Annotated in this window: 23 protein-coding genes and 3 riboswitches; of the genes, 8 read left to right on the top strand and 15 right to left on the bottom strand. The window is 38.8% G+C overall.

Annotated features, from left to right (window positions below; all coding sequences use genetic code 11):
- Nucleotide 1: 1 nt before the first annotated feature.
- The 6 genes from AC2YJL_RS20160 to AC2YJL_RS20135 all read right to left on the bottom strand — a co-directional run bounded on the left by AC2YJL_RS20160 (nucleotide 2) and on the right by AC2YJL_RS20135 (nucleotide 4,719).
- A complete protein-coding gene (locus tag AC2YJL_RS20160; RefSeq protein ID WP_013055696.1) occupies nucleotides 2-148 on the bottom strand; it encodes a YvrJ family protein in 147 nt (48 codons plus the stop codon).
- Nucleotides 141-752, bottom strand: coding sequence for a sigma-70 family RNA polymerase sigma factor (locus AC2YJL_RS20155; RefSeq protein WP_487374902.1), 612 nt, complete (start codon nucleotides 750-752; stop codon nucleotides 141-143). Before AC2YJL_RS20155 ends, AC2YJL_RS20160 begins: the two co-directional genes overlap by 8 nt.
- 462 nt (nucleotides 753-1,214) lie before the next feature.
- A complete protein-coding gene (locus AC2YJL_RS20150) occupies nucleotides 1,215-1,658 on the bottom strand; it encodes a TlpA family protein disulfide reductase (protein ID WP_013055693.1) in 444 nt (147 codons plus the stop codon).
- Nucleotides 1,659-1,777: 119 nt separating this feature from the next.
- Complete coding sequence (locus tag AC2YJL_RS20145) at nucleotides 1,778-2,320, bottom strand: peroxiredoxin (protein WP_014461319.1); 543 nt, start codon at nucleotides 2,318-2,320, stop codon at nucleotides 1,778-1,780.
- A gap of 608 nt (nucleotides 2,321-2,928) precedes the next feature.
- Entirely contained in the window at nucleotides 2,929-3,915 is a 987-nt protein-coding gene (locus AC2YJL_RS20140; protein ID WP_195695204.1) for a Gfo/Idh/MocA family protein, read from the bottom strand.
- 171 nt (nucleotides 3,916-4,086) lie between these two features.
- A complete protein-coding gene (locus tag AC2YJL_RS20135; protein ID WP_251567295.1) occupies nucleotides 4,087-4,719 on the bottom strand; it encodes an NAD(P)-dependent oxidoreductase in 633 nt (210 codons plus the stop codon).
- Nucleotides 4,720-5,148: 429 nt separating this feature from the next.
- Here AC2YJL_RS20135 and AC2YJL_RS20130 point away from each other — a divergent pair, with 429 nt between their 5' ends.
- Complete coding sequence (locus AC2YJL_RS20130; RefSeq protein ID WP_013055689.1) at nucleotides 5,149-5,346, top strand: cold-shock protein; 198 nt, start codon at nucleotides 5,149-5,151, stop codon at nucleotides 5,344-5,346.
- Nucleotides 5,347-5,393: 47 nt separating this feature from the next.
- On the opposite strand, the gene AC2YJL_RS20125 is transcribed toward AC2YJL_RS20130, so the two are convergent.
- A complete protein-coding gene (locus AC2YJL_RS20125; protein WP_369361522.1) occupies nucleotides 5,394-6,722 on the bottom strand; it encodes an amidohydrolase family protein in 1,329 nt (442 codons plus the stop codon).
- A gap of 505 nt (nucleotides 6,723-7,227) precedes the next feature.
- A riboswitch (purine riboswitch) is annotated at nucleotides 7,228-7,329 on the bottom strand.
- Between the two features lie 212 nt (nucleotides 7,330-7,541).
- A riboswitch (guanidine-I (ykkC/yxkD leader) is annotated at nucleotides 7,542-7,643 on the top strand.
- Nucleotides 7,644-7,712: 69 nt separating this feature from the next.
- Between AC2YJL_RS20125 and AC2YJL_RS20120 the strand changes: the two genes are divergently transcribed.
- The 5 genes from AC2YJL_RS20120 (at nucleotide 7,713) to atzF (ending at nucleotide 16,139) form a co-directional block, all read left to right on the top strand.
- Entirely contained in the window at nucleotides 7,713-9,062 is a 1,350-nt protein-coding gene (locus AC2YJL_RS20120) for an APC family permease (protein WP_487374901.1), read from the top strand.
- 124 nt (nucleotides 9,063-9,186) lie between these two features.
- A riboswitch (guanidine-I (ykkC/yxkD leader) is annotated at nucleotides 9,187-9,291 on the top strand.
- Nucleotides 9,292-9,337: 46 nt separating this feature from the next.
- On the top strand, nucleotides 9,338-10,075 hold the full coding sequence (locus AC2YJL_RS20115; protein ID WP_230931895.1) for an urea amidolyase associated protein UAAP1: 738 nt from the start codon (nucleotides 9,338-9,340) through the stop codon (nucleotides 10,073-10,075).
- Nucleotides 10,076-10,094: 19 nt separating this feature from the next.
- Entirely contained in the window at nucleotides 10,095-10,748 is a 654-nt protein-coding gene (locus AC2YJL_RS20110; RefSeq protein WP_251567286.1) for an urea amidolyase associated protein UAAP2, read from the top strand.
- Between the two features lie 16 nt (nucleotides 10,749-10,764).
- Complete coding sequence (gene uca, locus AC2YJL_RS20105; RefSeq protein ID WP_487374900.1) at nucleotides 10,765-14,376, top strand: urea carboxylase; 3,612 nt, start codon at nucleotides 10,765-10,767, stop codon at nucleotides 14,374-14,376.
- A gap of 14 nt (nucleotides 14,377-14,390) precedes the next feature.
- A complete protein-coding gene (gene atzF, locus AC2YJL_RS20100) occupies nucleotides 14,391-16,139 on the top strand; it encodes an allophanate hydrolase (RefSeq protein ID WP_230931892.1) in 1,749 nt (582 codons plus the stop codon).
- 118 nt (nucleotides 16,140-16,257) lie between these two features.
- On the opposite strand, the gene AC2YJL_RS20095 is transcribed toward atzF, so the two are convergent.
- Both AC2YJL_RS20095 and AC2YJL_RS20090 read right to left on the bottom strand, forming a co-directional pair.
- Nucleotides 16,258-16,824 (bottom strand): DedA family protein, encoded by a 567-nt coding sequence (locus AC2YJL_RS20095; protein ID WP_230931891.1) that lies wholly within the window; start codon nucleotides 16,822-16,824, stop codon nucleotides 16,258-16,260.
- Nucleotides 16,825-17,055: 231 nt separating this feature from the next.
- Nucleotides 17,056-18,036, bottom strand: a complete 981-nt coding sequence (locus tag AC2YJL_RS20090) for a zinc-binding dehydrogenase (protein WP_230931890.1) — start codon at nucleotides 18,034-18,036, stop codon at nucleotides 17,056-17,058.
- A gap of 161 nt (nucleotides 18,037-18,197) precedes the next feature.
- Between AC2YJL_RS20090 and AC2YJL_RS20085 the strand changes: the two genes are divergently transcribed.
- Nucleotides 18,198-19,076 carry a LysR family transcriptional regulator gene (locus AC2YJL_RS20085; RefSeq protein ID WP_116372071.1) on the top strand — a complete coding sequence of 293 codons (879 nt, stop codon included), beginning with the start codon at nucleotides 18,198-18,200 and terminating at the stop codon, nucleotides 19,074-19,076.
- Here AC2YJL_RS20085 and AC2YJL_RS20080 read toward each other — a convergent pair.
- From AC2YJL_RS20080 to AC2YJL_RS20060, 5 genes are all read right to left on the bottom strand, one after another.
- Entirely contained in the window at nucleotides 19,031-19,267 is a 237-nt protein-coding gene (locus tag AC2YJL_RS20080) for a hypothetical protein (protein WP_228116690.1), read from the bottom strand. The genes AC2YJL_RS20085 and AC2YJL_RS20080 overlap by 46 nt on opposite strands.
- A gap of 109 nt (nucleotides 19,268-19,376) precedes the next feature.
- Complete coding sequence (locus AC2YJL_RS20075) at nucleotides 19,377-20,411, bottom strand: AI-2E family transporter (protein WP_014461337.1); 1,035 nt, start codon at nucleotides 20,409-20,411, stop codon at nucleotides 19,377-19,379.
- A 168-nt stretch (nucleotides 20,412-20,579) separates the two neighbouring features.
- Nucleotides 20,580-21,233, bottom strand: coding sequence for a 5,6-dimethylbenzimidazole synthase (gene bluB, locus AC2YJL_RS20070; protein WP_034269758.1), 654 nt, complete (start codon nucleotides 21,231-21,233; stop codon nucleotides 20,580-20,582).
- Between the two features lie 464 nt (nucleotides 21,234-21,697).
- Nucleotides 21,698-22,117, bottom strand: a complete 420-nt coding sequence (locus AC2YJL_RS20065; RefSeq protein WP_014461339.1) for a hypothetical protein — start codon at nucleotides 22,115-22,117, stop codon at nucleotides 21,698-21,700.
- A gap of 101 nt (nucleotides 22,118-22,218) precedes the next feature.
- Complete coding sequence (locus AC2YJL_RS20060) at nucleotides 22,219-22,857, bottom strand: DUF1643 domain-containing protein (RefSeq protein ID WP_223260294.1); 639 nt, start codon at nucleotides 22,855-22,857, stop codon at nucleotides 22,219-22,221.
- 382 nt (nucleotides 22,858-23,239) lie between these two features.
- On the opposite strand from AC2YJL_RS20060, the gene trhA reads away from it, so the two are divergent.
- Nucleotides 23,240-23,890, top strand: a complete 651-nt coding sequence (gene trhA, locus AC2YJL_RS20055) for a PAQR family membrane homeostasis protein TrhA (protein ID WP_251567272.1) — start codon at nucleotides 23,240-23,242, stop codon at nucleotides 23,888-23,890.
- 42 nt (nucleotides 23,891-23,932) lie between these two features.
- Here the strand turns inward: trhA and AC2YJL_RS20050 are convergent, their stop codons facing one another.
- Nucleotides 23,933-25,120: an NRAMP family divalent metal transporter gene (locus tag AC2YJL_RS20050; RefSeq protein WP_230931887.1), complete on the bottom strand. Its 1,188-nt coding sequence runs from the start codon at nucleotides 25,118-25,120 to the stop codon at nucleotides 23,933-23,935.
- Nucleotide 25,121 lies beyond the last annotated feature (1 nt).

The following is a 25,121-nucleotide window of genomic DNA, read 5'->3' as shown; positions in this document are numbered from 1 at the left end:
TTCACTTCTTTCTTAAGTCAGTTGTTAGTTCTTCCACTTTTTCTTCAAGTCGCTTTATATTGTTTTCTACACGCAGTAATAAATAAAAAGAAAGGACAGCGGGAAATCCTACGTTTCCAACAAGTTGAAGCCACTGAGGATCAAACATATCTATCACTCACCTTCATAATTTTTTTCAACTTGCTTAGCGCACGTTGATAATGATTAGAAACCGCTTGCTGAGAAATAGAAAAATAAGCAGCGATTTCTTTATGAGTCCAGCGTTCGACAATAATCAAGTGCAGCATACACTGCTGCTTGGCCGTTAATTGTCGAAATGCATGATGAAGAATACGATTTTCAAGTTGATTTCCTAAAAATTCATGCTCCCATACAACCACGTCCTGTACTCCTAGCATATCTTCAACTGTTCGATTTTCATCTAGCGCAGCCGGCTGCTGCAGGCGAAGAGGAATATAAGAACGCTCTTTTTCTTTTACACGCATAACATCTCTGGAATAATGTCTGCAAAGCTTGTTAATATAATGAAGCAATCTAACTTCGCTATAAAACTGATGAAATTCTTTGTTTAGAAGTCGTTGTTCTTTTGTATCATTTTTAACAACCGCTTTTTGTAATCGCTCATAGCGTTCTGGTGTCAAAAATGTATTCATTATATGAGTCTGAAGAGTTGCGCTGTGGTTTGTAAGAAATGTATGAAATGTACATTCTTTGTCGTGCCGCTTTTCTTGCTGCGAATAGAGCTGAGTCATTGTGCAAATCTCCTCCTTTTTTTCCTATACTTATTAAAAAGGGAGAAAAGAGTAAAATAACAACACCAAAAACGAACATTTGTTCTTATATAAATTTAACTATATTAGATTTTTTATGTCAATATGATGAAAGGCTTATTAATGATTGAAAAGACTCCGTAAAAAATAAAAAAAGAGATTGAGAGATAACGAAATGGATTCAATTTAAAGACGCACAAATAGGATACATGAGCTGATCCGCTTGTGACACCGCCGTTGATTTCCGTGCAAGACTCCTGGGGGAAAAGCGGAGTCTTCGCCTTCCCCTCCAATCAACTGCTAGAAGGAACGAAACAGATAAAATCTATGTTCATCACAACAAAAAAAACGAACCGCTAATCAAATATTTTGATTAGCGGTTCGTTTTTCACTTCGGCTAAAATATTTTTATCCCGGCCTTTTTATTTCTTCTTCATGTAGAGATTATTCTTCGCCTAAAACGCGGTTAATACGTTTGCGAAGCATCGGCATTCCATTTCCACCCGCTTGGAAATGACGAAGCTGACCTTCTTTATCAAATACATAATATGCTGGTACATATTTATTTTCAAAAGCGTCTGTTAACTTATGCTCACTGTCTACGTAAATTGGCTGAGTAATATCGTGTCCCATTGCCATTGCCTCAATAACACCCATATCTAAGTCATCTTCTGAACGAGGCATATGGACTGCTACAACATTCAATTGATCATCATACTCATCACGAAGATCATTAACTTCAGGCATTGCTTCTTTACATAAATGGCAGCTTACTGACCAAAAGTGGATAAGCGTTGCTTTATCACCTACTAAGTCTTCCTTTGTTACTTCGTCGTTAATCCAAGATGTTGCTCCAGTTAATTCAGGCATTTGTTCACGTAATTTCATGTTAAAATCCTCCTCCATATTAATTAAACTGAATATTCTGTTTTTTGTAGTTAGAAAACTGTCTTTTCTATTTTAATGGCAGCAGTAGAGGAATTTCTCCTCTACTCCACCACTATTTATTAAAGTGTTTTTTGACCTGGTTTCCAGTTAGCTGGGCAAAGTCCGCCAGTTTGAAGGGCTTGAAGTACACGTAATGTTTCTTCTACGCTGCGGCCGATGTTGTTATGGTTTACAACTGCGTATTGCAATTCACCTTCTGGATTAATAATAAATAATCCGCGAAGCGCTACGCCTTCTTCTTCAATTAATACGCCGTAATCACGTGCTACTGCATGAGTTGGATCTGCAGCTAATGGATAATTCAAATCTCCAAGTCCATTGTCTTTACGATCTGTGTTAATCCAAGCTAAGTGAGTATGAATTGTATCTGTAGAAACACCTACAACTTCAGCATCTAGATCTTCAAACTCTTCGTAGTGATCCGATAGAGCTGTAATTTCTGTTGGACATACGAATGTAAAGTCCATTGGATAGAAGAACAATACTGTCCATTTACCGTTTTTCATATTTTCTTCTAAACTTACTTTTCCAAATTCCTTATTTGCAAGTACAGCTTCCATTTCGAAGCGTGGTGCTTGTTTTCCTACCATACGTTCTGCCATGTCAAAATCTCTCCTTGTACAATGTATTTCACAAGCTTATGCTTGTATGTATTATTTTTAATGCAATCAATGACAGCTTCTATTTGATAACGATTATTAGTATCATTATAAACTAGTAATGACTATTGATTACATTCTTTATTATACACGAGCTATTATTATAGTCAATACTTTTTTATAATCATTTTAATCTAGGATTAATTATCGAATGTTTTCCACTCTTTTTATTCTTTCTCTTGATTAATCCTATGTATGCAGGGATGAATAAAGATAGAAGATACTAAAAAACTTCCCTTGTTTCAACATATTTGCTTTTAAAATGTGCTGCGGCAAGATTTTGAATCTCAATTATGCTCTTTATAACCACAATAAAAGAGAATGAGACATAACTATCTCAATCTAATTTAGAGACGAACAAATTGGAAAATGATCTAGCATGGATGACGGGTTACACCGCTATTGATTTCCGTACAATAGCTAGAAGCAACTTCATACATGAAACCTACTTTTACCCTATCAATAAAAAAATCCGAACGAGCTTGATTCTCCATCAAGAATCAAAATCGTTCGGATCTTTCTTCAACTAAACTACTTTTGCCCAGCCTCTGTTATTTATTATCATTTGGATATACAAGACCGATTTGCTCTCGCACTTTATCCATCACGTGCATTGTTAAATATGAATTCTCATAAGAATTTGTGTCCGATTCCATCTTTCCTTGCTTTAACAGCTCTACGAATTCATTTATTTCATAGTACATAGCAGGATAAGGCTGATCGACCGTTAACTCTTCTACCCGTCCGTCATTGTATCGAATTTCTACCTTTTCAGCGGTATGTATTTTGTCAATAACCATACTGCCTTTTTCTCCTTGAATTTCACTTGGCAAATGCGAATTTGTAATTTTAGAATACATGATGACCGCGTCTCGATCTTCATATTCTAAAGCAACTGACCCTTCTCCATCTACTCCAGATTCTAGCATAAACGCCGTTGCCTTTATTTTATGAGGTCCTCCAAACAACGTAATCAGAGGATAAAGACAATATACACCTAAATCCATCAGTGAACCGTTGGCAAGCTCTGGCTTAAAGGCATTAAGCACGATACCTTCTTTGTATTTATCATAACGAGAAGAATACTGACAGTAAGATGCAACGTATTTCCGAATTGGACCAATTTTATGTAAGTTCTCTTGAATCACTTTGAAGTTAGGAAGAAGGGTTGATTTCATCGCTTCCATTAGCAATACCTTGTGATTTTTGGCTGTTTGAATCATGCGAGTTACTTCTACTGCATTGGCTGCGAGCGGTTTTTCACACAGCACATGCTTGTTATTTTTCAAAAATAAGATAGCTTGTTCCGCATGATAAGCATTTGGAGTAGCAATATACACTGCATCAATTTCAGCACTCACTGCCATTTCCTCTAAATCAGTAAATATATGAGGAATATCATATTTATCTGCAAATTCTTCTGCTTTTTCAATCGTTCGAGAATAAACAGCTGCAAGCTGAAAGTCGTCTACATACTGAGCTGATTCTAACAGTCGATCTGTTATCCAGTTTGTTCCTATTACGCCAAAACGAATCATCTTTTCATCTCCTTTTTATCATCTATATTGTATTGTATCGTCTTTAAAAAGAAAAACGAAGAAATAATAAAAAATCTATACCATTTCCAAGTGCTTTATATCTATTTTGTTTTATATAAAAAACAGCTCACAACAAATGTAAGCTGTTTTTTATATGACTCAAACGTAAGCTTATGCTTTCTCACCCACTACAGCAAAACGTTCATTCACATGGTTTTTATTCTCTAATTCATCTATTAAAGCAATCACATAATCAGCATAGCTAATATAGCTTTCATTTTGACTATTTGTGATCACATGATCTTTTCCTAATTGATAGGCTCCCGTGCGAGCACCTTCTGCATCAAAAAAGGCTGCTGGGCTTAAATAAGTCCAATTTATAGTCGATTTTTCAAGTTCTTTTAAACCTTTACCCATGTTTGAAGCCGTTGGATAATAAGCTGCTGGAAAACCTTCTGTGCTCATTAAAGGCGTTGTTTTTTCTGCATCTACAAATAAACTTCCCGCTCCGCCCACTACTGCGAGTCGCGTTTGAACACCTTGAAATACTTTAATAAGTGATTGTATAGACTCAACGTGGAGCTGTTCGCTTCCAGGAGGTGCATTAAATGCATCTACCACAGCATCGAACTGTTTAATGTCTTTTGAAGTAATGGCAAAAATATCTTTTTCCATTACGTTTGTTTGATTTTTTAGTTTAGAAGCATTTCGAACAATGGCTGTTACTTCATGTCCTCTCTGTTTTGCTTCTTCCATAATTAATTGACCTGCTTTGCCTGTTGCTCCAATAACACCAATTTTCATTTTTATTCTCTCCTTTTATTTTAGTTGTAACCATTACAGTTACATGTAACACAAAAAAATTTGAGCTTTTTATTTTTATAGCACTGCTAATTCTTCTCAGCTCGTTGTAACCATTATAGTTACACATCACTCAATTTGTCAACCTCGCTATTCATTTTTTTACGAGATAAAAGATTTTAGCGATTGCTAAAAAGCCACAAAATAATAGTTCATTTACCATTTCAAAATATATCCATATTTTCAACTTATTTTTATCTCAGAGTACTTTTTTATGAAAAAAGGTTTCTTTTTTATAAGAAAGTGTTATAATAGGTATATTATTTCTTGTTCGGTGTTAACAAATAGAAAGACTTTCTTTAAAGTGATTCTTATTGAAATTGAGCAGAGATAGTAATATATTCGTGGATTTTCCACACAGGAGGTACTACAATGGTACAAGGTAAAGTAAAATGGTTTAATGCAGAAAAAGGTTTTGGATTCATCGAAGTAGAAGGACAAGACGACGTATTCGTACACTTCTCAGCTATCCAAGGCGAAGGTTTCAAATCACTTGAAGAAGGTCAAGAAGTTACATTTGAAATCGAAGATGGAGCTCGTGGACCACAAGCTGCTAACGTTCAAAAGTAATTGATTAAGAAGCTGTCACTAATGTGACAGCTTCTTTTTATGTCTATTTAACCAATTAAAATTTGATTTTCCTGCCAAAGGTTAGTCAAATTCGTATCAGCGAGCCGCTGATGCGTCTCTTTTACGCTAAGCCAACGATGCTTGTTGAAAACAAAGCGAGTTTCGGGAAGTTCAGTCCATATTTCCTGTACAGACTGGACATTTAATAGAACAAAGTTTGCTTCGTTTCCTTCTTCCACTCCGTACTTTTCTTTTCCAATCAGCCGGGCTGGTATACTTGTAATCATTCGGAGCAACTGTCGCTGATCATCCGGACTTCCCATATGTGCAGCATAGGCAGTTAGCAACCCTACTTGCAGCAAGTCTGCTTTTCCAAACGGATGAAAAGGGTCGTTCACGTTATCAGATGCAGTAGCAATTGGAACCGCTGCTTTTTGTATGTCGCGAATACGCGTTACGCCTCGTCTTACAATTCCTTTATCTTCTCTTCCCTGTAAATATAAATTAGAAGCAGGTAATGTGACAACTCCAATTTTCGCCTGTTTCAAAAGGTTTAAGATTTCTTTCACTTTTGCATCAGTCATTCCTGCAAGCGAGCAAAGATGCCCCACTACCACTTTTCCTTCCATATCTAATTCAATTGTTCTATGAGCAATATTAATTATTGTATCAACAGACGGATCATCGCTCTCATCCACATGTAAGTCAAGAGGTTTATTATAGGCTTGAGCCAGCGAAAATAGAGCATCAATCTCTTTTTCTGGATTTCTAGCTAAATGAGGACAGCCTCCAATTGCATCAATTTCAAGGTCGAATGCTCGTTCAATTTTATTCATCTTGTGCATATCATCAATGTCTAGGTTAGAGAATAGCGGAACAACCTGCACGTCCATATACGGGCTTAATTCATCTCTCACTTCGACAGCTGCTTGTAAACTTCGAAATAAACTATCTTCTTCCATGCTGCAGTCAAAATCAATATGCGTTCGAATCGTAGTCGTACCGTTAGCTAATGCCTGCAAAGCAGTTTTTAACATTCGCTGCTTAATTTCTTCTTCTGGAAATGCCGGCAGGCTGCTGCTGTAATTTTTAATGGCTTCTTGAAGAGTTCCAGATATATTGGGCACTTGAGGAAGCGAATGAGCTTTGTCTAAATGCATATGCATATCTACAAATCCTGGCAATAGCACACGACCCTGTGCATCAAGTGACGTTTCTTTTCCTAACACGGCCGCGTGCAGCGGAAAAAACTCGTCACCTTCAAGATAACCGTTTTGTAAAACGATAGAAGTATACATTCCATTTGAAATTTTCACTTCAAAAAGAGCGTGGTCGTGCATAATTGGCAAACGAACATTAATTAAGTGAAGCAACATAATTCCCTCCTCAATTTTTCAACTTCTTCATTTTTCATAGACCGCTTTATCTTCTCTATCATTTATTGTTTAAAGCATTAATTCGCCAAATTTCGCAAATCACCTTCTCTTTAGAGACCTTTATTTACAGAGAAAAAAGCAAGAACAAAAAAAGGAGCAGCGTCCCCACGCTGCTCATCAAAGAAAAAATGCTAGAAAATAGATAGAATGTACTTCCCATGGTTAAATGAGGGCTTACAGATAAAGCTTCAATGAGTGATTTCATGCTTTACATCGCTATTCTCCCCAGAAAGCAATGCAGATACAAACAAGAAATTTCCATCACTCGCTCATACTGTAAATAGACACATAAGAAAAAGCCCAAACAAAGGCAGGTCTCTCAAATACAATGAGCAAAAACCTACCCGCCTGGGCTTTTATCCCTTCGGTGTCATATCCATTTCTTTTCAAAAATGAATATGTGAATCGCTTGGACCAAACTTTCTACTAACGTAAAAATGGGAACCTAGATTCACTTTTTACTCATAGTCCTATCATTTACGGTGATAAGGTAGAAACGTCTGAGCCATATTCTCAAACATATATGAGTGAACCGTATTTAGCTTTTTCTTGTCTACAAATATACTACAGGTCTTTCTGTAAGTCAACTATAAACGAATAATCTTTTTAATAAAATTGTATATAGTTCGCCTTTTACAAAAGTTTACTTTTTAAAAAAGTTTGTTAAACTATCTAACACAGTAGTTGCATCTTCTTATAATCCTGCTTATACTTCGAACTACTTACATTACCTATAAAGGTCTTCACTCTGTTGAAGACAAAAAAGCGATCTAGGGTTCCGTTTAACACATGTTAAAGACTGGTCCAAGAGAGAGCGTACGGAACGGTCCGTATACACGGAGGGATAAAAGCCTGGGAGAATGACATCATTCTCCCAGGCTTTTCTTTTTTACTACTATAAAATAAAAATAGAGGAAAGAAGGGATTTATATGAACAACCAACCAGCGTTAAGTAAATCGCTAAAGGTATATCAAATTGTGTTTTTGGGTCTTGCCTGGATGACTCCAATGATTTTCTTTACGGTTTACGGAGTAGCCTACGATGCGGCTGGAGGGCAAATGGTCATTGCTTATTTAATTGCTTTTTTAGCTATCTTTTTTACAGCATATAGCTATAGTCGAATGGTAAAAGCATATCCGATAGCGGGATCTGCTTATACGTATACGAAAAAAGCTATACATCCTCGCCTTGGCTTTTTAGTAGGCTGGGCACTTCTTTTAGACTATATTTTCTCCCCTATTATTGCTATTTTAACATTTGGTATTTTTATGCATACGGAATTTCCTTCTATTCCTGTATACGTATGGGTCATTGTCATGAACATTATCTTAGCTTTAGTCAATATTGTTGGTATTAAATCTGTAGCTCGTATAAGCGGCATCTCTGTTGTAGTTCAGATTCTCTTTATAAGTTTGTTTTGTTTATTTATCGTCAAAGATATTGCAACAGGCCAAGCTAGTTCTTCTACTCTTTTTTCACTTCATCCTTTTTTGGCTTCAGATGTACCGTTTACGACTATTTTTTCTGGAGCTGCGCTCATTTGCTTTTGCTTTTTAGGATTTGATGCAGTTACAACAATGGCGGAAGAAACGATTCAACCGGAAAGGACAATTCCAAAAGCCATTTTCCTTATTGTTTGTATCGCAGCTGTTATGTACATCGCTATCTCTTATTTCACACAGATTGCCTATCCGGGCTTCACGTTTACTAACCCTGATAATGCATCCTACACCCTTGTAAAATTAGTGGGCGGAAATCTTTTAAGCAGTCTATTTATTACGGTATTAATTATTGCAACCTTTACTCAAGGAGTTTCTTCAGTCACAAGCGTTACTCGCTTTTTATATGCTTTAGGCCGTGAATCCGTACTGCCTCAAAAGGTATTTTCATATATTCATCCAACGTTTAAAACGCCCGTGGTGAATATCTTGCTTGTTACCGCTTTTTCGTTTTTGGGAATGTTCATTGATTTAAACACAGCCGTCACTTTTGTCAGTTTCGGTGCCTTAACCGCTTTTACATTTGTTAATGTATCAGTCATTGCCCATTTTTATATTAAGTTAAAGAAACGGTCGTTTACTGAAACAATACTCTATTTAATCTTCCCTTTGATCGGAGCAGCATTTATCGGATGGCTGCTCACACTGTTAAACACAGACACTCTTTTGATTGGTGTCGCCTGGCTTACTATTGGATTTCTCTATTTATTTGTAAAATCTCGACTGTCGGCTCCTTTTGTAAAGAGAGATCATTCAAAAGGGACGGTCCCTGAAAAATAAACTGAAAAATCAGTTTTCATGTCAGATATTCTAACAAACTGCTTGTCAACTCATTTTCACTCGTACTATACTACGGTTAATCGAAAGCCACAAATGGATAAAGGTTCTTACAGCCGTTAAGAACAAAAAAGCTGTCTAGGGTTCCGTTTAACATATGTTAAAGACTGGTCCGAGAGAGAGCGATATAGCGCTACGCTGTATAACACGGAAGGATAAAAGCCTGGGAGACTACTCTCCCAGGCTTTTATCTTTTTTTATTCTAAGGAGGTTATTTTATGAGTTCTATCTGGAAGCAAACAATCCCGGCTGGTGGAAAATGGTCAGGCCGAATTGGAAGAGGAAAATCGGTGACGTTTACCGCACAAGAATCCGGTGCAAATGTATCCCTACTATTATACAACGCTTATGATTTAACAGAACGATATAACATGCCCGATACCTTAAAAGCTCAGCACACTGCTCACTTAACAAAAGGACACGTTCTGATGAGTGACAACGGCAGAGCATTTGCAAGCATCACTGCTGACACCACCGGCTGGCATGATACCATTTCAGGCTACACTACGCGCAGCTTAACTCACCAAAAATACGGCGCATCTACTTATCAAGAATCTCGAAACGAATGGCGAAGAAATGGCGAAGAAAATTTTTCAATGGAGCTTTTGCGCAACGGTTTAACAACACGGGATCTAGTCCCTAACCTTAACTTATTTTCAAAAGTATACTGCGACGAAAAAGGCAATATGAATTTTGTTTCTTCTCATTGTAAAAAAGGAGATTTTATTACACTTAGAACAGAAATGGATTTGCTTTTTCTACTGTCTAATACACCTAACCCTCTAGACCCGAGCGGAACGTACCCTTCTGTTCCGATTGAAATAACCGTAGATGAAGCAGCTCCTGTAAGCTCAGACGACTACTGTTTAAATTTCAGACCTGAAAGTAAACGAGCGTTTGAAAACACATGGTCTTATGATCTATTGCTTGGAAATAAAACACTATCAATGATTTAAAAATAAAGGAGGCTTTATAATGGCTGTATTTAATCGAGCGGAAAGCAACAGAAAAATAGAGAACGCAATTTATGATGAAACGGTACTGGCTGGAGATGGCTGGATGCACGAGCTCAAACCCGGCCAAACGCTTAGAATAATAGATGTAGAAGGCAATCAAGCAGCGGATACTTTATTCTTTGATGCTGAAAACCTAGAAGATCATTACAGTGCAGTATCTACGATTGCTAATCAAGGAAATATTTATTTATCCACCGGCACAGTGCTGCTTTCTCAATCTGGCAAAGAACTAGTCAAAATTGTTGCTGACACGTGCGGACGCCACGACACCTTAGGCGGAGCTTGTTCGGCACAAAGCAACACCGTACGCTATGCACATGACACGCTTCCGATGCATAACTGCCGAGATACATTTATGCTTCAGCTATCAAAATATGATAGCCGCTACACCAAAAGAGATTTAGCACCAAACGTAAACTTTTTTATGAATGTACCTGTGACGCCAAGCGGCGGATTAACGTTTAATGACGGGGTATCTGCCCCTGGATACTATGTGGAAATGGAAGCTATCCATCCTACACTTGTATTGATCAGCAACTGCCCTCAGCTTAACAACCCGTGCAACGATTATAACCCTACCCCTATTCGCTTAGTTATTTGGGATTCATTATAAAAAGGAGTGTTCATCTATGTTTACAAAAGTATTAATTGCGAACCGAGGAGCAATTGCCGTTAGAATTGAGCGAACATTACGACATTTCGGAGTGGAATCTGTAGCTGTTTATACAGAAGCCGATCAAGACAGCCTGCACGTTGATGAAGCAGATGAAGCCATTTTAATTGGCAGCGGCCCGGTCAAAGAAAGTTATTTAAACGAAGACCTTATTCTAGATATTGCAAAGAAAACAGGCGCGGAAGCTATTCATCCAGGCTACGGTTTTTTAAGTGAAAACGCGGAATTTGCTCGTCGCTGTCAGGCTGAAGGAATTGTATTTATGGGTCCTACACCTCAGCAAATGGAAATATTCGGATTAAAACATTCAGCTCGGGAAATTGCGCAAAAAGCCGATGTGCCTTTGCTGCCCGGTACACCTCTTATTACAGATGTATCAGAAGCTGTACGTGCTGCTGAAGAGATTGGCTATCCCGTTATGTTAAAAAGTACAGCTGGCGGGGGCGGAATTGGAATGCGTGTTTGCCAAGATGAAAAAGCGCTTCAAGCAGCTTTTGACTCAGTTTGCCATTTAGCACAAACAAACTTTAAAAACAGCGGTGTTTTTTTAGAGAAATACATTCAAAAAGCTCGCCATGTAGAAGTTCAAATCTTCGGGAATTCTTTTGGAGAAGTAGTGGCTTTAGGAGAACGCGACTGCTCTATTCAACGAAGAAATCAAAAAGTAATTGAAGAAAGTCCAGCTCCAAACTTCCCTTCATGTATACGGGAAAATATGCTGCAAGCAGCTACGCGACTAGCTAAAGAAGTCGGATATAGAAGCGCAGGAACGGTAGAGTTTCTTTATGACGCCGAAGCGGAGGAATTTTATTTTTTAGAAGTAAATACTCGTCTTCAAGTAGAGCACGGCGTTACAGAAGAAGTGTTAAACGTTGATTTAGTAGAATGGATGCTTAAAGAAGCATGCGATGAGCTAGTAAACCTTCCTTCTTTGCTTCCCGTGCCTTCAGGTCACAGTATCCAAGCTCGTATTTATGCAGAAGATTGCTTAAATGATTTTCGTCCCAGCGGCGGGCAAATCGACCAAGCAATTTTCTCTAAAAGTACTCGAGTTGAAACGTGGGTACGAGACGGTATTACTGTAACATCACTTTATGATCCTATGCTCGCTAAAATTATCGTTTATGGAAAAACACGAGAAGAAGCCCTTCTAAAATTGAACGCTGCTTTAAAAGAGACAAGATTATACGGCGTTACTACTAATCTTCAATACTTGCAAGGACTGCTAGAAGAAAAAGCGTGCAAAACAGGCGACGTGTATACTCAAATGCTTAACTCATATAATCCCAGCGAACAAGCACTCGAAGTATTAGACGGAGGCGTTCAGTCCACTGTTCAAGATTACCCGGGACGCACCGGGCACTGGAACGTAGGGGTTCCTCCGTGCGGTCCAATGGATCCTTTTGCTTTCCGCATAGGAAATAAACTTCTCGGAAACTCCCCGGATGCACCAGGGATTGAAATGACTCTCCGCGGCGGCTCTTATAAATTTAGAGACAATGTATCTTTTTGCATTACGGGTGCCAACATGCATGCTACATTAGACGGCGCTGAAATCCCTATGTATAAGACCATTAGAGCAAAGCCGGGACAAATTCTTTCATTTAATGAAGCAACCGAAGGAATGCGTACGTATTTACTGATTGGCGGCGGACTTGATATGCCTAAAATATTAGGCAGTTCTTCTACTTTTACACTAGGAAGCTTCGGAGGACACGGCGGAAGAGCACTTCGTACGGGAGATGTACTCCGTGTCTCTGACCACTCTCACGTTGAAAATGAACTTGCCCTTTCCTATCAGCCAGCCATGACTAAAGAATGGACAATCGGAGTAATTCCAGGACCTCATTGTACAGAAGAATTTTTACAGCCAGAGTACTTACAGCAGCTAACAGATACAAAATGGGAAGTTCATTTTAACAGCTCTAGAACAGGCGTTAGGTTAATAGGTCCCGCTCCTTTTTGGACCCGTGAAGATGGAGGAGAAGCCGGTTTGCATCCATCAAATATTCATGATAACGCATATGCCATCGGCACCTTAGACTTAACGGGAGATATGCCTATTTTACTTGGCCCAGACGGTCCGAGTCTTGGCGGCTTTGTTAGCCCTGTTACCACCGCTTCAGCAGAGTTTTGGAAAATAGGACAGCTTCATCCCGGAGATAAAATTTCGTTTAAATTAATTGACCTTGAACAAGCTGAAAAACTCAAATGTACTCAGGAAGACTTTTTACAGCATATCGGAACATCTGCATCACTTCCTGCACTTACAAATCCAGTAGCACAGCCGCTTAAAAGCGATTATCCGCTGCTGATTAACGAAACGGAAAATAGACGCTTCCCATTTTCCGTCCGCTGCTCAGGCGATGCGTATATACTTGTGGAATACGGAGAAATGGAGCTTGATCTTCTGCTTCGCTTCCAAGTACATGCTTTAATGGAAGCTATCCAAAAGCGTGAGGATTTACCGGTTCTAGATTTAACGCCTGGTATCCGTTCTCTTCAAATTCATATTGATGCAACAAAGATGTCTATTCTTGAACTTTGTCAGCACATTTCAACTATTGATCGCGCGCTTCCTCCTCTTGAAGAAATGGAAGTTCCGTCTCGCATTGTAAAACTTCCACTTTCATGGGATGATCCTGCGACTCAATTAGCTATTGAACGCTATCAGCAAAACGTTCGTCCAGATGCACCATGGTGTCCAAGCAATCTAGAGTTTATTCGCCGAGTAAACGGTCTGAACCACCTTGAAGATGTTAAACGAGTTGTATTTGACGCTAATTATCTTGTAATGGGGCTTGGAGATGTATATTTAGGCGCACCTGTTGCTACGCCTCTAGACCCTCGTCACCGTTTAGTTACAACGAAATACAACCCTGCCCGTACATGGACGCCTGAAAATGCAGTTGGTATTGGCGGTGCGTATATGTGCGTATACGGAATGGAAGGTCCTGGCGGCTATCAATTCGTGGGACGCACGATTCAAATGTGGAACCGACTTCGTCAAACGGAAAGTTTTGAAGCAGGAAAACCGTGGCTTCTTCGTTTCTTTGATCAAATTCAATTTTACCCAGTAGAAGCAGATGAGCTTTTAAAACTGCGCGAAGATTTCCTTCGTGGGAGATTTGAAGCAGATATTACGGAGACAACGTTTAAACTTGGAGAATATTTAGATTTTCTTTCATCTATTGAAGAAAGCACGGCTGCTTTTCGTCACACCCAGCAGGCTGCTTTTCAAACAGAACGAGAAAATTGGAAAGCACTTGGTTTAGCTGAGTACGTCTCTGAACATGAAACAGCTGAAATTACGGAACAAGAACTGCCCGAAGGTACGGAAGCCGCGCGCTGTACAATGCCGGGAAGCGTATGGAAAGTTCTTGTAGAAGAAGGACAAAAAGTTAAAAAAGGCGATACGTTAATTATCGAAGAAAGCATGAAAATGGAGTTTCCACAGCTAGCACCTATGGATGGATATATCAGCTCTATTCATGTGAAACCCGGCGATGAAGTACAAGCTGGACAGCTGATTGCCGGTATAAAAGCCTTTGCTCCAATTACTCATTAAGGACGGTGGATACAATGAAAACAGTGAGCTTGCCTAAAACATTTTCGGTTCAATGGTTACGTGATATGTATATCAAAAAAGAATTAACTCCAGAAGATGTAGTACATCAAATTCTTGCGCGGGTAGAAGCTGACAAAGACATGAATATTTGGATTACCCCTCCCATACTCGGTGAGTTAAAACCTTATCTAGATCGCTTAGCTACGCTAGGCCCTGAAGCGTTACCTTTGTGGGGAATTCCATTCGCCGTTAAAGATAATATCGATGTAGCACATGTACCGACGACAGCCGGATGTAAAGAATATACGTATACCCCTTCTGAACATGCTACGGTTGTGCAACGCCTTATCGATGCAGGTGCTATTCCTCTTGGAAAGACCAACCTGGACCAATTTGCTACAGGACTGGTCGGGACACGAAGCCCGTATGGCGAAACGCAGAATGCGTTAAAGCAAGAGCTCATTAGCGGCGGATCGAGCTCAGGATCAGCTGTATCCGTAGCTCGGGGGCATGCTGCTTTTTCTTTAGGCACCGATACAGCAGGTTCAGGGCGGGTTCCAGCTGGTTTAAATCGCCTAATCGGCTACAAACCTTCCCTTGGAGCTTGGCCATCTGCAGGTGTAGTTCCGGCATGTAAAAGCTTAGACTGCGTCACTGCTTTTGCTCATGAATGGAGTGACGTACTGCTCGTAGATTCCATTATTAGAGGAGTAGACGATCGAGACCCATGGTCACGCTCTGTTGTTCGGGCTTCTTCGGCGCTTCCTGAAAAAATTTATATGGTAAAAGAACCGCTTTCGTTTTACGGGCCGTTTGCTGAGCAGTACGAAAAAGCATGGAAACAAGCTGTGAAAAAGATTGAAGATTTATCTATTCCTATCGAATACATGGACGGCTCGTATTTAAGTGAAGCAGCTGCTTTATTATATGACGGTCCTTACGTAGCAGAGCGCTGGGCTGACTTAGGAGAATTTATCACTTCTCATGAAGAAACAGCCTTTCCTGTAACCGAGCAAGTGCTTCGTTCAGGAGCTAAATCAGAATATGATGCTGCTGCTTTATTTCAAGCTTCACATAAGCTTCAATCCTTTAAACATAAAGCATATCATCAGCTTAAAAATGCTGTTCTTGTTATGCCGACAGCAGGCGGAACGTGGACCCGGGAACAAGTAAGAGAAAATCCAATTGAAACAAACAGTGACATGGGGCGTTTTACAAATCATTGTAACTTACTCGACTTGTGTGCTGTCTCTCTTCCATCTCAGGATGCGGATCTTGATTTACCGTTTGGCATTTCATTTTTCTCTACATTTGACGGCGAACAATTCATTTTCGGACTCAGCGAATTATTTTTAAATGGTGAACGAACGGTTGCTTCAAAAAAAGATACAACATTAGTAGCTGTTTGCGGTTTGCATATGCGCGGGTTTCCACTTGAATCTCAAATGCGTGAACACGGAGCTTCATTCGTACGAAAAGACCAAACCGCTCCTTATTATCAGCTTTTTAAACTGCCTACTTCTCCAGCAAAACCGGGGCTGTTGCGAACACATCAACAAGGAGAAAAAATTGAAGTTGAACTTTGGGAAATGCCTTTATCACTACTCGGCTCTTTTGCCGATTCTATCCCTTCTCCTCTCGGACTAGGCAAAATCACTCTTGAAGACGGCAGTGAAGTAGCGGGTTTTCTTTGTGAAGCTCATGCGACAGAAGATGCGGAGGATATTACGTCTTATAGAAGCTGGCGGGCTATTCGTAGTTGAATAAAAGAGCCGCCTCTAAGTCGAATTTTCGACTTAGAGGCGGCTCTTTTGAATTATGAAAACTTTGATTTAAAAACTCTCTTATTTTAAGGAATTGCTTATTTAGGCCGGTCCTTTTTTATGTATTTCTTCTCTTTTTCATCCACCAGCCTGCACCAACTATCACTCCGATTATAAGAATAACAAATATTAAACGATCAACATCATGCAAATATTTTTGGATTTTTTCAATATCTCCAAGTCCTCCTACATAGAGCAAAAAAACAAACCACGGAAAAATACCTAAGGTGCTGTATAAAACAAAGTCCTTAGATTTGATTTTACTAAGGCCTGCCAAATAGGTGATATAGTTTGCGATACTGATGGGACGAGAAATCGTAATGCTCCATTTTCCATATTTATGAAACCATTTTTGGGCACGCTTTATATTTTTTTCACCAAACCAGCGCTTGGTAATAGATTCAAACCTGTATCCCATAACGAACGGAATATAGTTGAATGCGATATAAATAACGGTATTAGCAGCTGAAACAATAAGGATTTTCCATATTGAGAGCTGCAGCACCGAGCCAATGAGCAAAATCGATAACGTACATGGAAAAGGAATTGCCGCAGCTTCGATTGCTGTAGCAATAAAGATGCCCACTATGCCTAAATTTTGTACAAAATCAATAAACCCTTGCACCTTTTTTCTCCTTTCAATCACACAAATTTCACGTTCTTTCATCATAACTCAAACTATTCGAAATTTCACGATTTCAAAGCAATTTTACTAGTAAAAAAAGCTCATACGCATCCGTTTGCTATATTTGATTATCTTCTATCATATGCAGTTCATAAGTGAAGTAACGCAAAAAAAGAAAATAGCAGAAAAAAACTCTTTTATTACAACTAATAAAAGAGTTTTTTTCTGCTATTATTTAACTTTAGCAATGATTTTCCCTTTCACATGGCGTTTTGAAAGCTCTTCTAATGCACTTGGCACTTCTTTTAACGAGATGATGCGCTCAATCATCGGAGCTACTTTCTTCTCTGCTACTAATGCTAAAAGCTCATCGCCCATTTTTGCTAAATCCGCTTGCGCAATCATGTCATCAATGTGGTGTGCAGCATTTAAAGCTACTTCATGATAAGAAATCACCTTTGTAAAAGGCGTTACTTTTGTATAATCAGGTGCACCAGCAATATGTGCTAAATGTCCTCTATAGGCAATCATATCTAAAGAATCCGTTGCGTTCTTTGCACTCACCGTGTCAAGCACAGCATCTACGCCGCGGCCATTTGTCAGCTCCAATACTTTTTCCGCGACGTTTTCCTCGCGATAGTCAATTACATAATCGGCTCCTAACGACTTCACATACTCATGATTATGTGCTGAAGCTGTTGAGAAAACCATTTTTCCAGCGTTTTTAGCAAGCTGCACGCCAAAGCCTCCTACGCCTCCAGCTCCTCCATGAATTAAGATGGTTTGAATATGGTTCATTGGAAGTTTACGAAATAGTGCTTCATACGCTGTGTAACCTGCCGTAGGCAAAGCAGCAGCTTCTTCAAATGTAACAGCATCAGGAATGCGCGAAATTGAATGAGCAGTTGTAACCGCATATTCAGCATATCCGCCCTTTTTCATAAAGTCCCCGTGATAGACAACGCGGTCTCCTTTTTTCCAATCAACTACTCCTTCTCCAACTTCATCAATTGTCCCAGCTACATCTAAACCTAGAATGTGAGGATATGTCCAATGAGGATTTCCATTAGTAGCCGTTTTATAATCTACGGGATTAAGTCCTACTGCGTGAACTTCAACTACTACTTCCCCTTTATTTGGAAGAGGTTTTTCTATTTCTTCTACTTTCATTTCTGTCCATTTATTTTTATCTTGCAATAATAATGCTTTCACAGTCTAACTCTCCTTTTTAAATCATTTTCCTAGCGCTGCTTTTATTATTTTATCTAAAAATGATTTGCTTACTATTTTTATTTTAAAGGGAGCTTGTCTATAATACAAATTAGAAAATAAATAGATATCCATAAATAAATTTATAAGAAAGGATAGCATAAATGATTGATTTTGAATGGTACCGCAGCTTTATTAGCATTTACAAATATCGATCCGTTTCTGAAGCAGCCAGAGCGAGGATCTTAACGCAGCCGGCCATGAGTCAGCACTTAGCTGCTTTAGAAGCTGAAATAGGGGAAGGGTTATTTATCCGTGCACCGAGAAAAATGATTCCAACAGAAAAAGGTAAAGAACTGTACACGCGTATTGTCCCGTTAATTGAAAGTCTAGAAGCTGCTTCAATTGAACTAAAAATGACCGCTTCATCTCCCGACGCGCTGCCGGTCGTAAAAATTGGTTCTCCCGTAGAGTATTTTACCGAACAAGCTTTAGAAAGAATAAAAGATGCAGGTATCCGCTGCTACAGCCAGTTTGGTATTGCTTCTGTTTTGCTTGAAAAGATACAAAGCGACGAAATTGATATTGCGATTACAACCCAAAGATTGCAAATACCTGGAATTGAATATACGGTCATTGAAGAAGAAGAGTTTGTCTTAACCGTCCCTCCTTCTTTTGAAATGACAGCTAGTAAAGACGTAGAAGAGTTTTTATACAACCAGCGGTGGATTAGCTATGGTCTTGAACTTCCTATTATTAGACGTTTTTGGCGGCAGCATTTTAAAAAACGACCTGAAATTCAGCCTCATCACGTGATTCCAAATCTTCAAACGGTGTTAAAAGCCATTCAGCATCACATGGGAATCAGCCTGCTTCCCCGCTATTTAATTCAAGAAGCGCTTCGAGAAAAAAAAGTAAAAATCGAACTTGAACATTTAGCAGTAAAAAATCAGATCTTTCTTGCTTATAAACTTAAGCATCGAGATCATCCAGTCATTCAAAAAACGATACGCTCGTTAAAAAAAGAAGAGGTTGAGAAATAAGGACATGAATCCATTCTAAAGACGAACAAATAGGATAACATGAGCTGAACCGCTTGTGACACCGCAGTTGATTTCCATGCAAGGCATCGCTTTCCGCGGGCGGCCGCTGAGCCTCCTCGTCGCTTACGCTCCTGCGGGGTCTCACCTGTTCCGCTTTTCCCGCAGGAGTCTTTGCCGTGCCTTCCAATCAACTGCTAGAAGGAACGAAAACAGATGAAACCTCCGTTCACCATAGCAAAAAAGAAACGAACCACTAATCAAACATCTTGATTAATGGTTCGTTTTTCACCTCGTCTAAAATCATTTTGTCCCAGTCTCTTCTTTTTTTGACAGTTGCTGTGCTGAATCTACTCCTACCAAATCTAAAAAGAAAATAAAAATAGGAATACCAAGAATTAGCCCCCATACGCCCAAGAAGTGTTCACCAAACACTAAAATGATAAACGTAATGAACGTTGGCAAGTTTGTTTTAGATGACATGAGCTTTGGATTTAATACATAGCTTTCAAGTGCGTGAAGTACTACCACCATAATTAACACAGATAGTACTTTTACACCGCCTCCTAAACTGTAAGCGATTGTACAAAGTGGAATGAGTGAAACAAATACCCCAAGAACCGGCACTAGCCCTAGTAGGAAGACCATAACGCCAAGTGCAAGCAAATTAGGAAACCCTAACACCCACAGCGCAATAACGGATAAAATGCTGTTCACAAAAGCAATAATAAACTGAACTTCTATTACCTTGCCGAAGGAATTAACAAACTTTCTCCCCAAATAGCCAGCTTCTTTGAAAAACCAGCCCAGCCTAGATTGTTCCAATTGGACAAACAATCGGTGAATCCGCGACTTTTCAAGTAAAAAGAATAGGCTTAACAAGAGTGCTAAGAAAACTTGTGCACTTACTTTTCCAATATTAGATAAATAGCTGTATACTAAATCAATATTCTGCTGAATATTCTCCGGTGATTTGAATCTCTTTAGATTATCGATAATGTAGGTGACGAATGTATTATCAGGGGGGTGTTTGTAAAAATACATCAGCTTCTGTACAAGCTCAGTAACTTGCGTCATAATAACCGGGATATATACATATCCTACAATACCGAGGGCCCCAATCAGTGCGATATAGATGACGATGAGTATAAGCGTTGAATTAAGCGGAAGCTTTCTTCTTAACGCTTGTTGAAGACGACCAATTAAAAAGGTAAAAATAAACGTAAATAACAGCAGCTGAAGCATACTTCTAATGCTGACAAGTAAAACTGTAATGATAATAAGCGTAATGATGCGAACAGTAAGTTTGTTGTGAAGCCAACTTCTTGCAATATTCATGAAACCTTCAATTCTCCTATCTCTCTTTTTCCCAAGTCATTTGTATACATATAAATAAAACGGATACGCTAGACGCTCATATCCGCTTTCGCTATATATAGTGTATCATTTAATATTCAAATTTTACTATATTTCGGCGCTTTTTAGTATGTCTTTATTTTCTCTCCGCTATTCTTTTTCATTTTCCCATATATTATGATAAATTAGCTTGTCTAAATCCCTTCTTTTTTCCCAGTTAGCTTGTTCTAAGATTGGTTTCTCAGGGTATTTATCTGTATAGCCAATTGACATGAGCGCTACAGGATCAATATGAGGAGGAATATGTAAAATGTCACGTACATCATTTTTCTTATAAAAACTTACCCACCCCATGGCCAGTCCTTCTGCATATGAAGCAAGCCACATATTTTGAATCGCACATGCAGTTGACATCATATCGGTTTCTGGAATTGAGTTTCTTCCGAGAACATGAGAGCCTCCTCTTGTTGGATCACACGTTACGCAAATAGTTAACGGCGCTTCTTTTAACCCTTGAATCTTTAGCTCTAAAAAATCTTCTTTCTTTTCACCTTCATAATGAATAGCCAGTGCTCTTCTCTCTTTATCTGCTGCCCAGGCAAGTTTATTTTTCACTTCTGTATCAGATACTAATATAAAATTCCAAGGCTGCATAAACCCGACAGAAGGTCCGCTGTGAGCAGCCTGTAGAATGTTATAAACGGTTTCATTCGGAATCTCATCAGACAAAAATGTTCGTACATCTCTTCTTCCGTAAATCGCTTTATATACCGCTTGCTTTTCGTCGTTTGTAAACGAGTTCATCTTCTTCAACCTCCATTAAATTTTCTTTTTAACTATTTTTCTAAAAAACCATTTAAAAAATGTGATCCAAACTTTATGTTTTCTCGTATTACTATATGAATCTATCATAAAGGAGGTTGCAAACATGTTCAACGACGTTTTAATGAACTTATTTAACGCGGTAAGCAGCATCATTAACACAATTGGATAATTTGATTGTACATATTTAGTAAGAGAGGAGGCATATTACATGCTAAACGAGGTACTTATGAACTTTTTTAACGCAGTAAGCAGCATCATCAACACAATCGGATAAAAAAAGCACAAAGAAAAGGGTAACTGCCATTACCACCGTCTTTATGCTTTACTAGTTCAAAATCATATATTTTACAATAAAAAGAACTCTTTGATTAGGAGTTCTTTTTACTTATCCTAACATGTTCCCTTTTATTTGTATATATGCCCTGCCATTTCAACAGATTCACTTATATGTTGCAAGCATACACATAGGTCTGCAGCTCGTAGTGCAGTTCTTTTAAGTCTTCAGCTGCTTGAGTCAATAACTTCTTTCGCTGAGCTGTATACACATCTAGAATAGCTCTTTCTACTTTTACCTTTTCTTCATATAAAATATCTAACTTATCTTCATTTCCTTCAAGGGAAATAGGCTTTAACATAGCAAATTGATAAATGGGTTGTCCATAATCCAATTTTGTTAAAATGGAACCTACTAATACATCCTGCGAGCATTCATATACGAAGTTTAACAGCGTACTTAATTCTTCTAGACGAGAAATATCCAGCTCTGCATTTTCGTTGATCACAGCCCCTATATATTGAAAGCACTCTTCTTCTAGCTCATTATAAATAGTTGTGATGCGGTGCAACACTTCATTCAACTTCATAAAGTTCCCCCTTCACACACGCTTCTTGATACAACCATATGACAAAACTTGGTGTTTTATACTAACGAAAAAGCGAGGAATATAAACCTCGCTTTTTCTCTTTATCGATACATACTGGCAATGTCTTCAATAAACATAAGCGGTTCTTCTTCTGTTAGTTGTTTAATTGGAGAATAATCCTCTCCACCAAAACTTTGATCTATGTCTTCAATAAACGAAGAAACTTCTTCTGACTCTTCACGATTAGCCGGCACTTCGTATTTCTGTAATTCTGTACGGTGCACGACGGATAAAATATGGCGAGGGAATTGCTGCTTCGTTTTTCCAAAACAGTATACCGGCTTGTGTTTCAAAAAGCGTTCTACTTCCTCTTGCCGGTTATAAATGCTTCCATGATCACCCCAAGCTACCACAACCAGTTCAGCATCTTCCACTGCTTTTTGAATATACTCACCTGTTCTTGTTCCAACAGCTTCTTCCTTTGAAAGCATGCGTAAAAACGAAACATGATCGGTTTGATAGCTGAATAAATAAACGATTTCTAAGACTCCAAATCCCCACTTTTGCGCCAGTTCTATACATTTGGATATAGCTGTATCGTCGCTGTATTCATACGTATTTTCTGGAAATGACAAGACAAACGTAAGTTTACGTTCGTTCACTTCACTCCATTTGCATAATAGAGAGTATTTGTATGTGCCTGTTTCATCAAAAATAACTTCTTTTTTCACTGCTTCCATCCCCCTGCCTTCTTACAATCTTGTTACTTATCTATTGCAAATGAGCTAAGCAGTAATCGTAACCTTGACTGTTAAAAGTTTTATTTTATATGTATTTCAAAATCATGCCTTCATGACAACTTTTCAGCCATTTTTTCAAAAAGCATTTTTTTCTTCTATACATGCTTTTTACAGCTAGTGAACATTCACATATACATCTCTCCTCTTTTCGAACCTCCAGTCAAAATAGATAAAATCAAAAGAATGGTCTATAATAAAGAAATAACCAATGAACTTTTCACTCATGTTTTTGACAGTCACGGATTTTTTCTCAGCAGGTATGTTCAAAACTGATCCTCTGAGAAAATAGAAGACAAATTTGTGTAAAGAAAGGATTTTGTAAATGGCTACTACACACACATTTACAAGAGGAGAAGAAATTGCAAATGCGATTACACACGGCATTGGAGCCGTACTCAGCATTGTTGGATTAACGCTTTTAATCGTACTTTCTTCGTTAGAAGGAACGCCTTGGCATGTTATCAGTTTTACTATTTACGGAGTAACCATGCTGCTTCTCTATGTCTCCTCTACGCTTGTCCATAGTTTTCCGGAAGGTAAGGTAAAAGATCTTTTTGAGATATTTGACCACTCTTCTATTTATTTGTTCATTGCCGGGACGTACACGCCATTTTTATTTATCGCAGTTAAAGGAACCACCGGCTGGACACTTTTTGGAATTGTATGGGGCATCGCTCTTGCAGGAATTGTATTCAAAGCTTTTTTTGTGAAGAAATTCCTTTTTATTTCCACTATTCTTTACGTATTTATGGGATGGATGATTGTATTTGCTTGGGATTCGTTAACTCAAAACATTGCCCATCAAGGAATTGTCCTTCTCGTAGTTGGAGGCGTATTGTATACAATCGGGGCCGTTTTTTACGTATGGCGAGGATTTCGTTTTCATCATATGATTTGGCATATGTTTGTTCTTGGCGGAACCGTACTCCACTTTTTAGCAATCATTTTATATGTATTGCCTATAGCCAATTAAAAAAGGGCCTTCTGGCCCTTTTTTAATTGGTTATAGAATTCCTTACCACAGTTTTGCCATTTGAGTCACAAGCGTATAGACTCCTAGCACAGCCATAATAACGACCACAAAACCGCCAAAAACGGTAAGCCAAGTCGGATGCTTGTAATCGCCTACTATCTTCTTTTTATACGCCGCAATAAGCATTGTACCGAGTGTAATAGGTAAGATTAACCCATTTAATGCTCCAGCTAAAATGAGCAGCGTGACCGGCTGACCAATCGTTAAGAAAACCAGGGTTGAAATTGTAATAAATGCAATGATAATCCAGTTTTCATATTTCTCAATCCTTTTACTGAAGGATTTAATAAAGGAAACCGATGTATATGCCGAACCAATAACTGAAGTGATAGCCGCTGCTGCCATGACGACACCGAATAATTTATAGCCAATATCTCCTGCGGCTAACTGAAAAACAGAGGCAGGTGGATTATCAGGATTCAGTTTTAACCCTTGACTCAACACACCTAATGTCGCTAAAAATAGAAAAATTCGAATGATCGAAGCAATGGTAATACCGGATACTGCTCCTCTTGTTACTTCAGGAATCGCGGCTTTTCCTTTGATTCCTGCATCTAATAAACGGTGACCTCCTGCAAATGTAATATATCCTCCTACTGTTCCTCCTACAAGAGTAACAATCGCCATTACGTCAATGTGATCCGGCCAAAATGTTTTAGATACTGCTTCTCCTAATGGAGGAGCGGAAGAAACTGCAACATACACCATTAAAACAATTAATATTCCGCCCATTAATTGAGCAAAACGATCCATTAATTTTCCGGCTTCTTTGACTAAAAAGATTGCGATAGAAATGATGGCTGTAATGACTGCACCCGCTTTAGGAGAAATACCAAATAGCGCATTAAAGCCAAGACCCGCTCCTCCTACGTTTCCAATATTAAATGCTAAGCCTCCAATTACAATTAGAATAGCAATAAATAAGCCGAGACCTGGCAAAACAGTGTTAGCGATATCCTGTGCTCTTTTTTCTGAAACGGCAATAATACGCCATACGTTTAGCTGAACGCCAATGTCTAATAAAATCGACAGTAAAATGACAAAACCAAAACTTGCGGCGAGAGCTTGTGTAAAGACCGTTGTTTGAGTTAAAAAACCCGGACCCACTGCTGAAGTAGCCATTAAAAATGCTGCGCCGAGCAGCACGCTCCAGTTGCGTTCTTTTTTCATG

It is taken from the genome of Priestia sp. SRI_019 (assembly GCF_057586255.1).
This window is presented reverse-complemented; position numbering and strand designations above follow the sequence as displayed.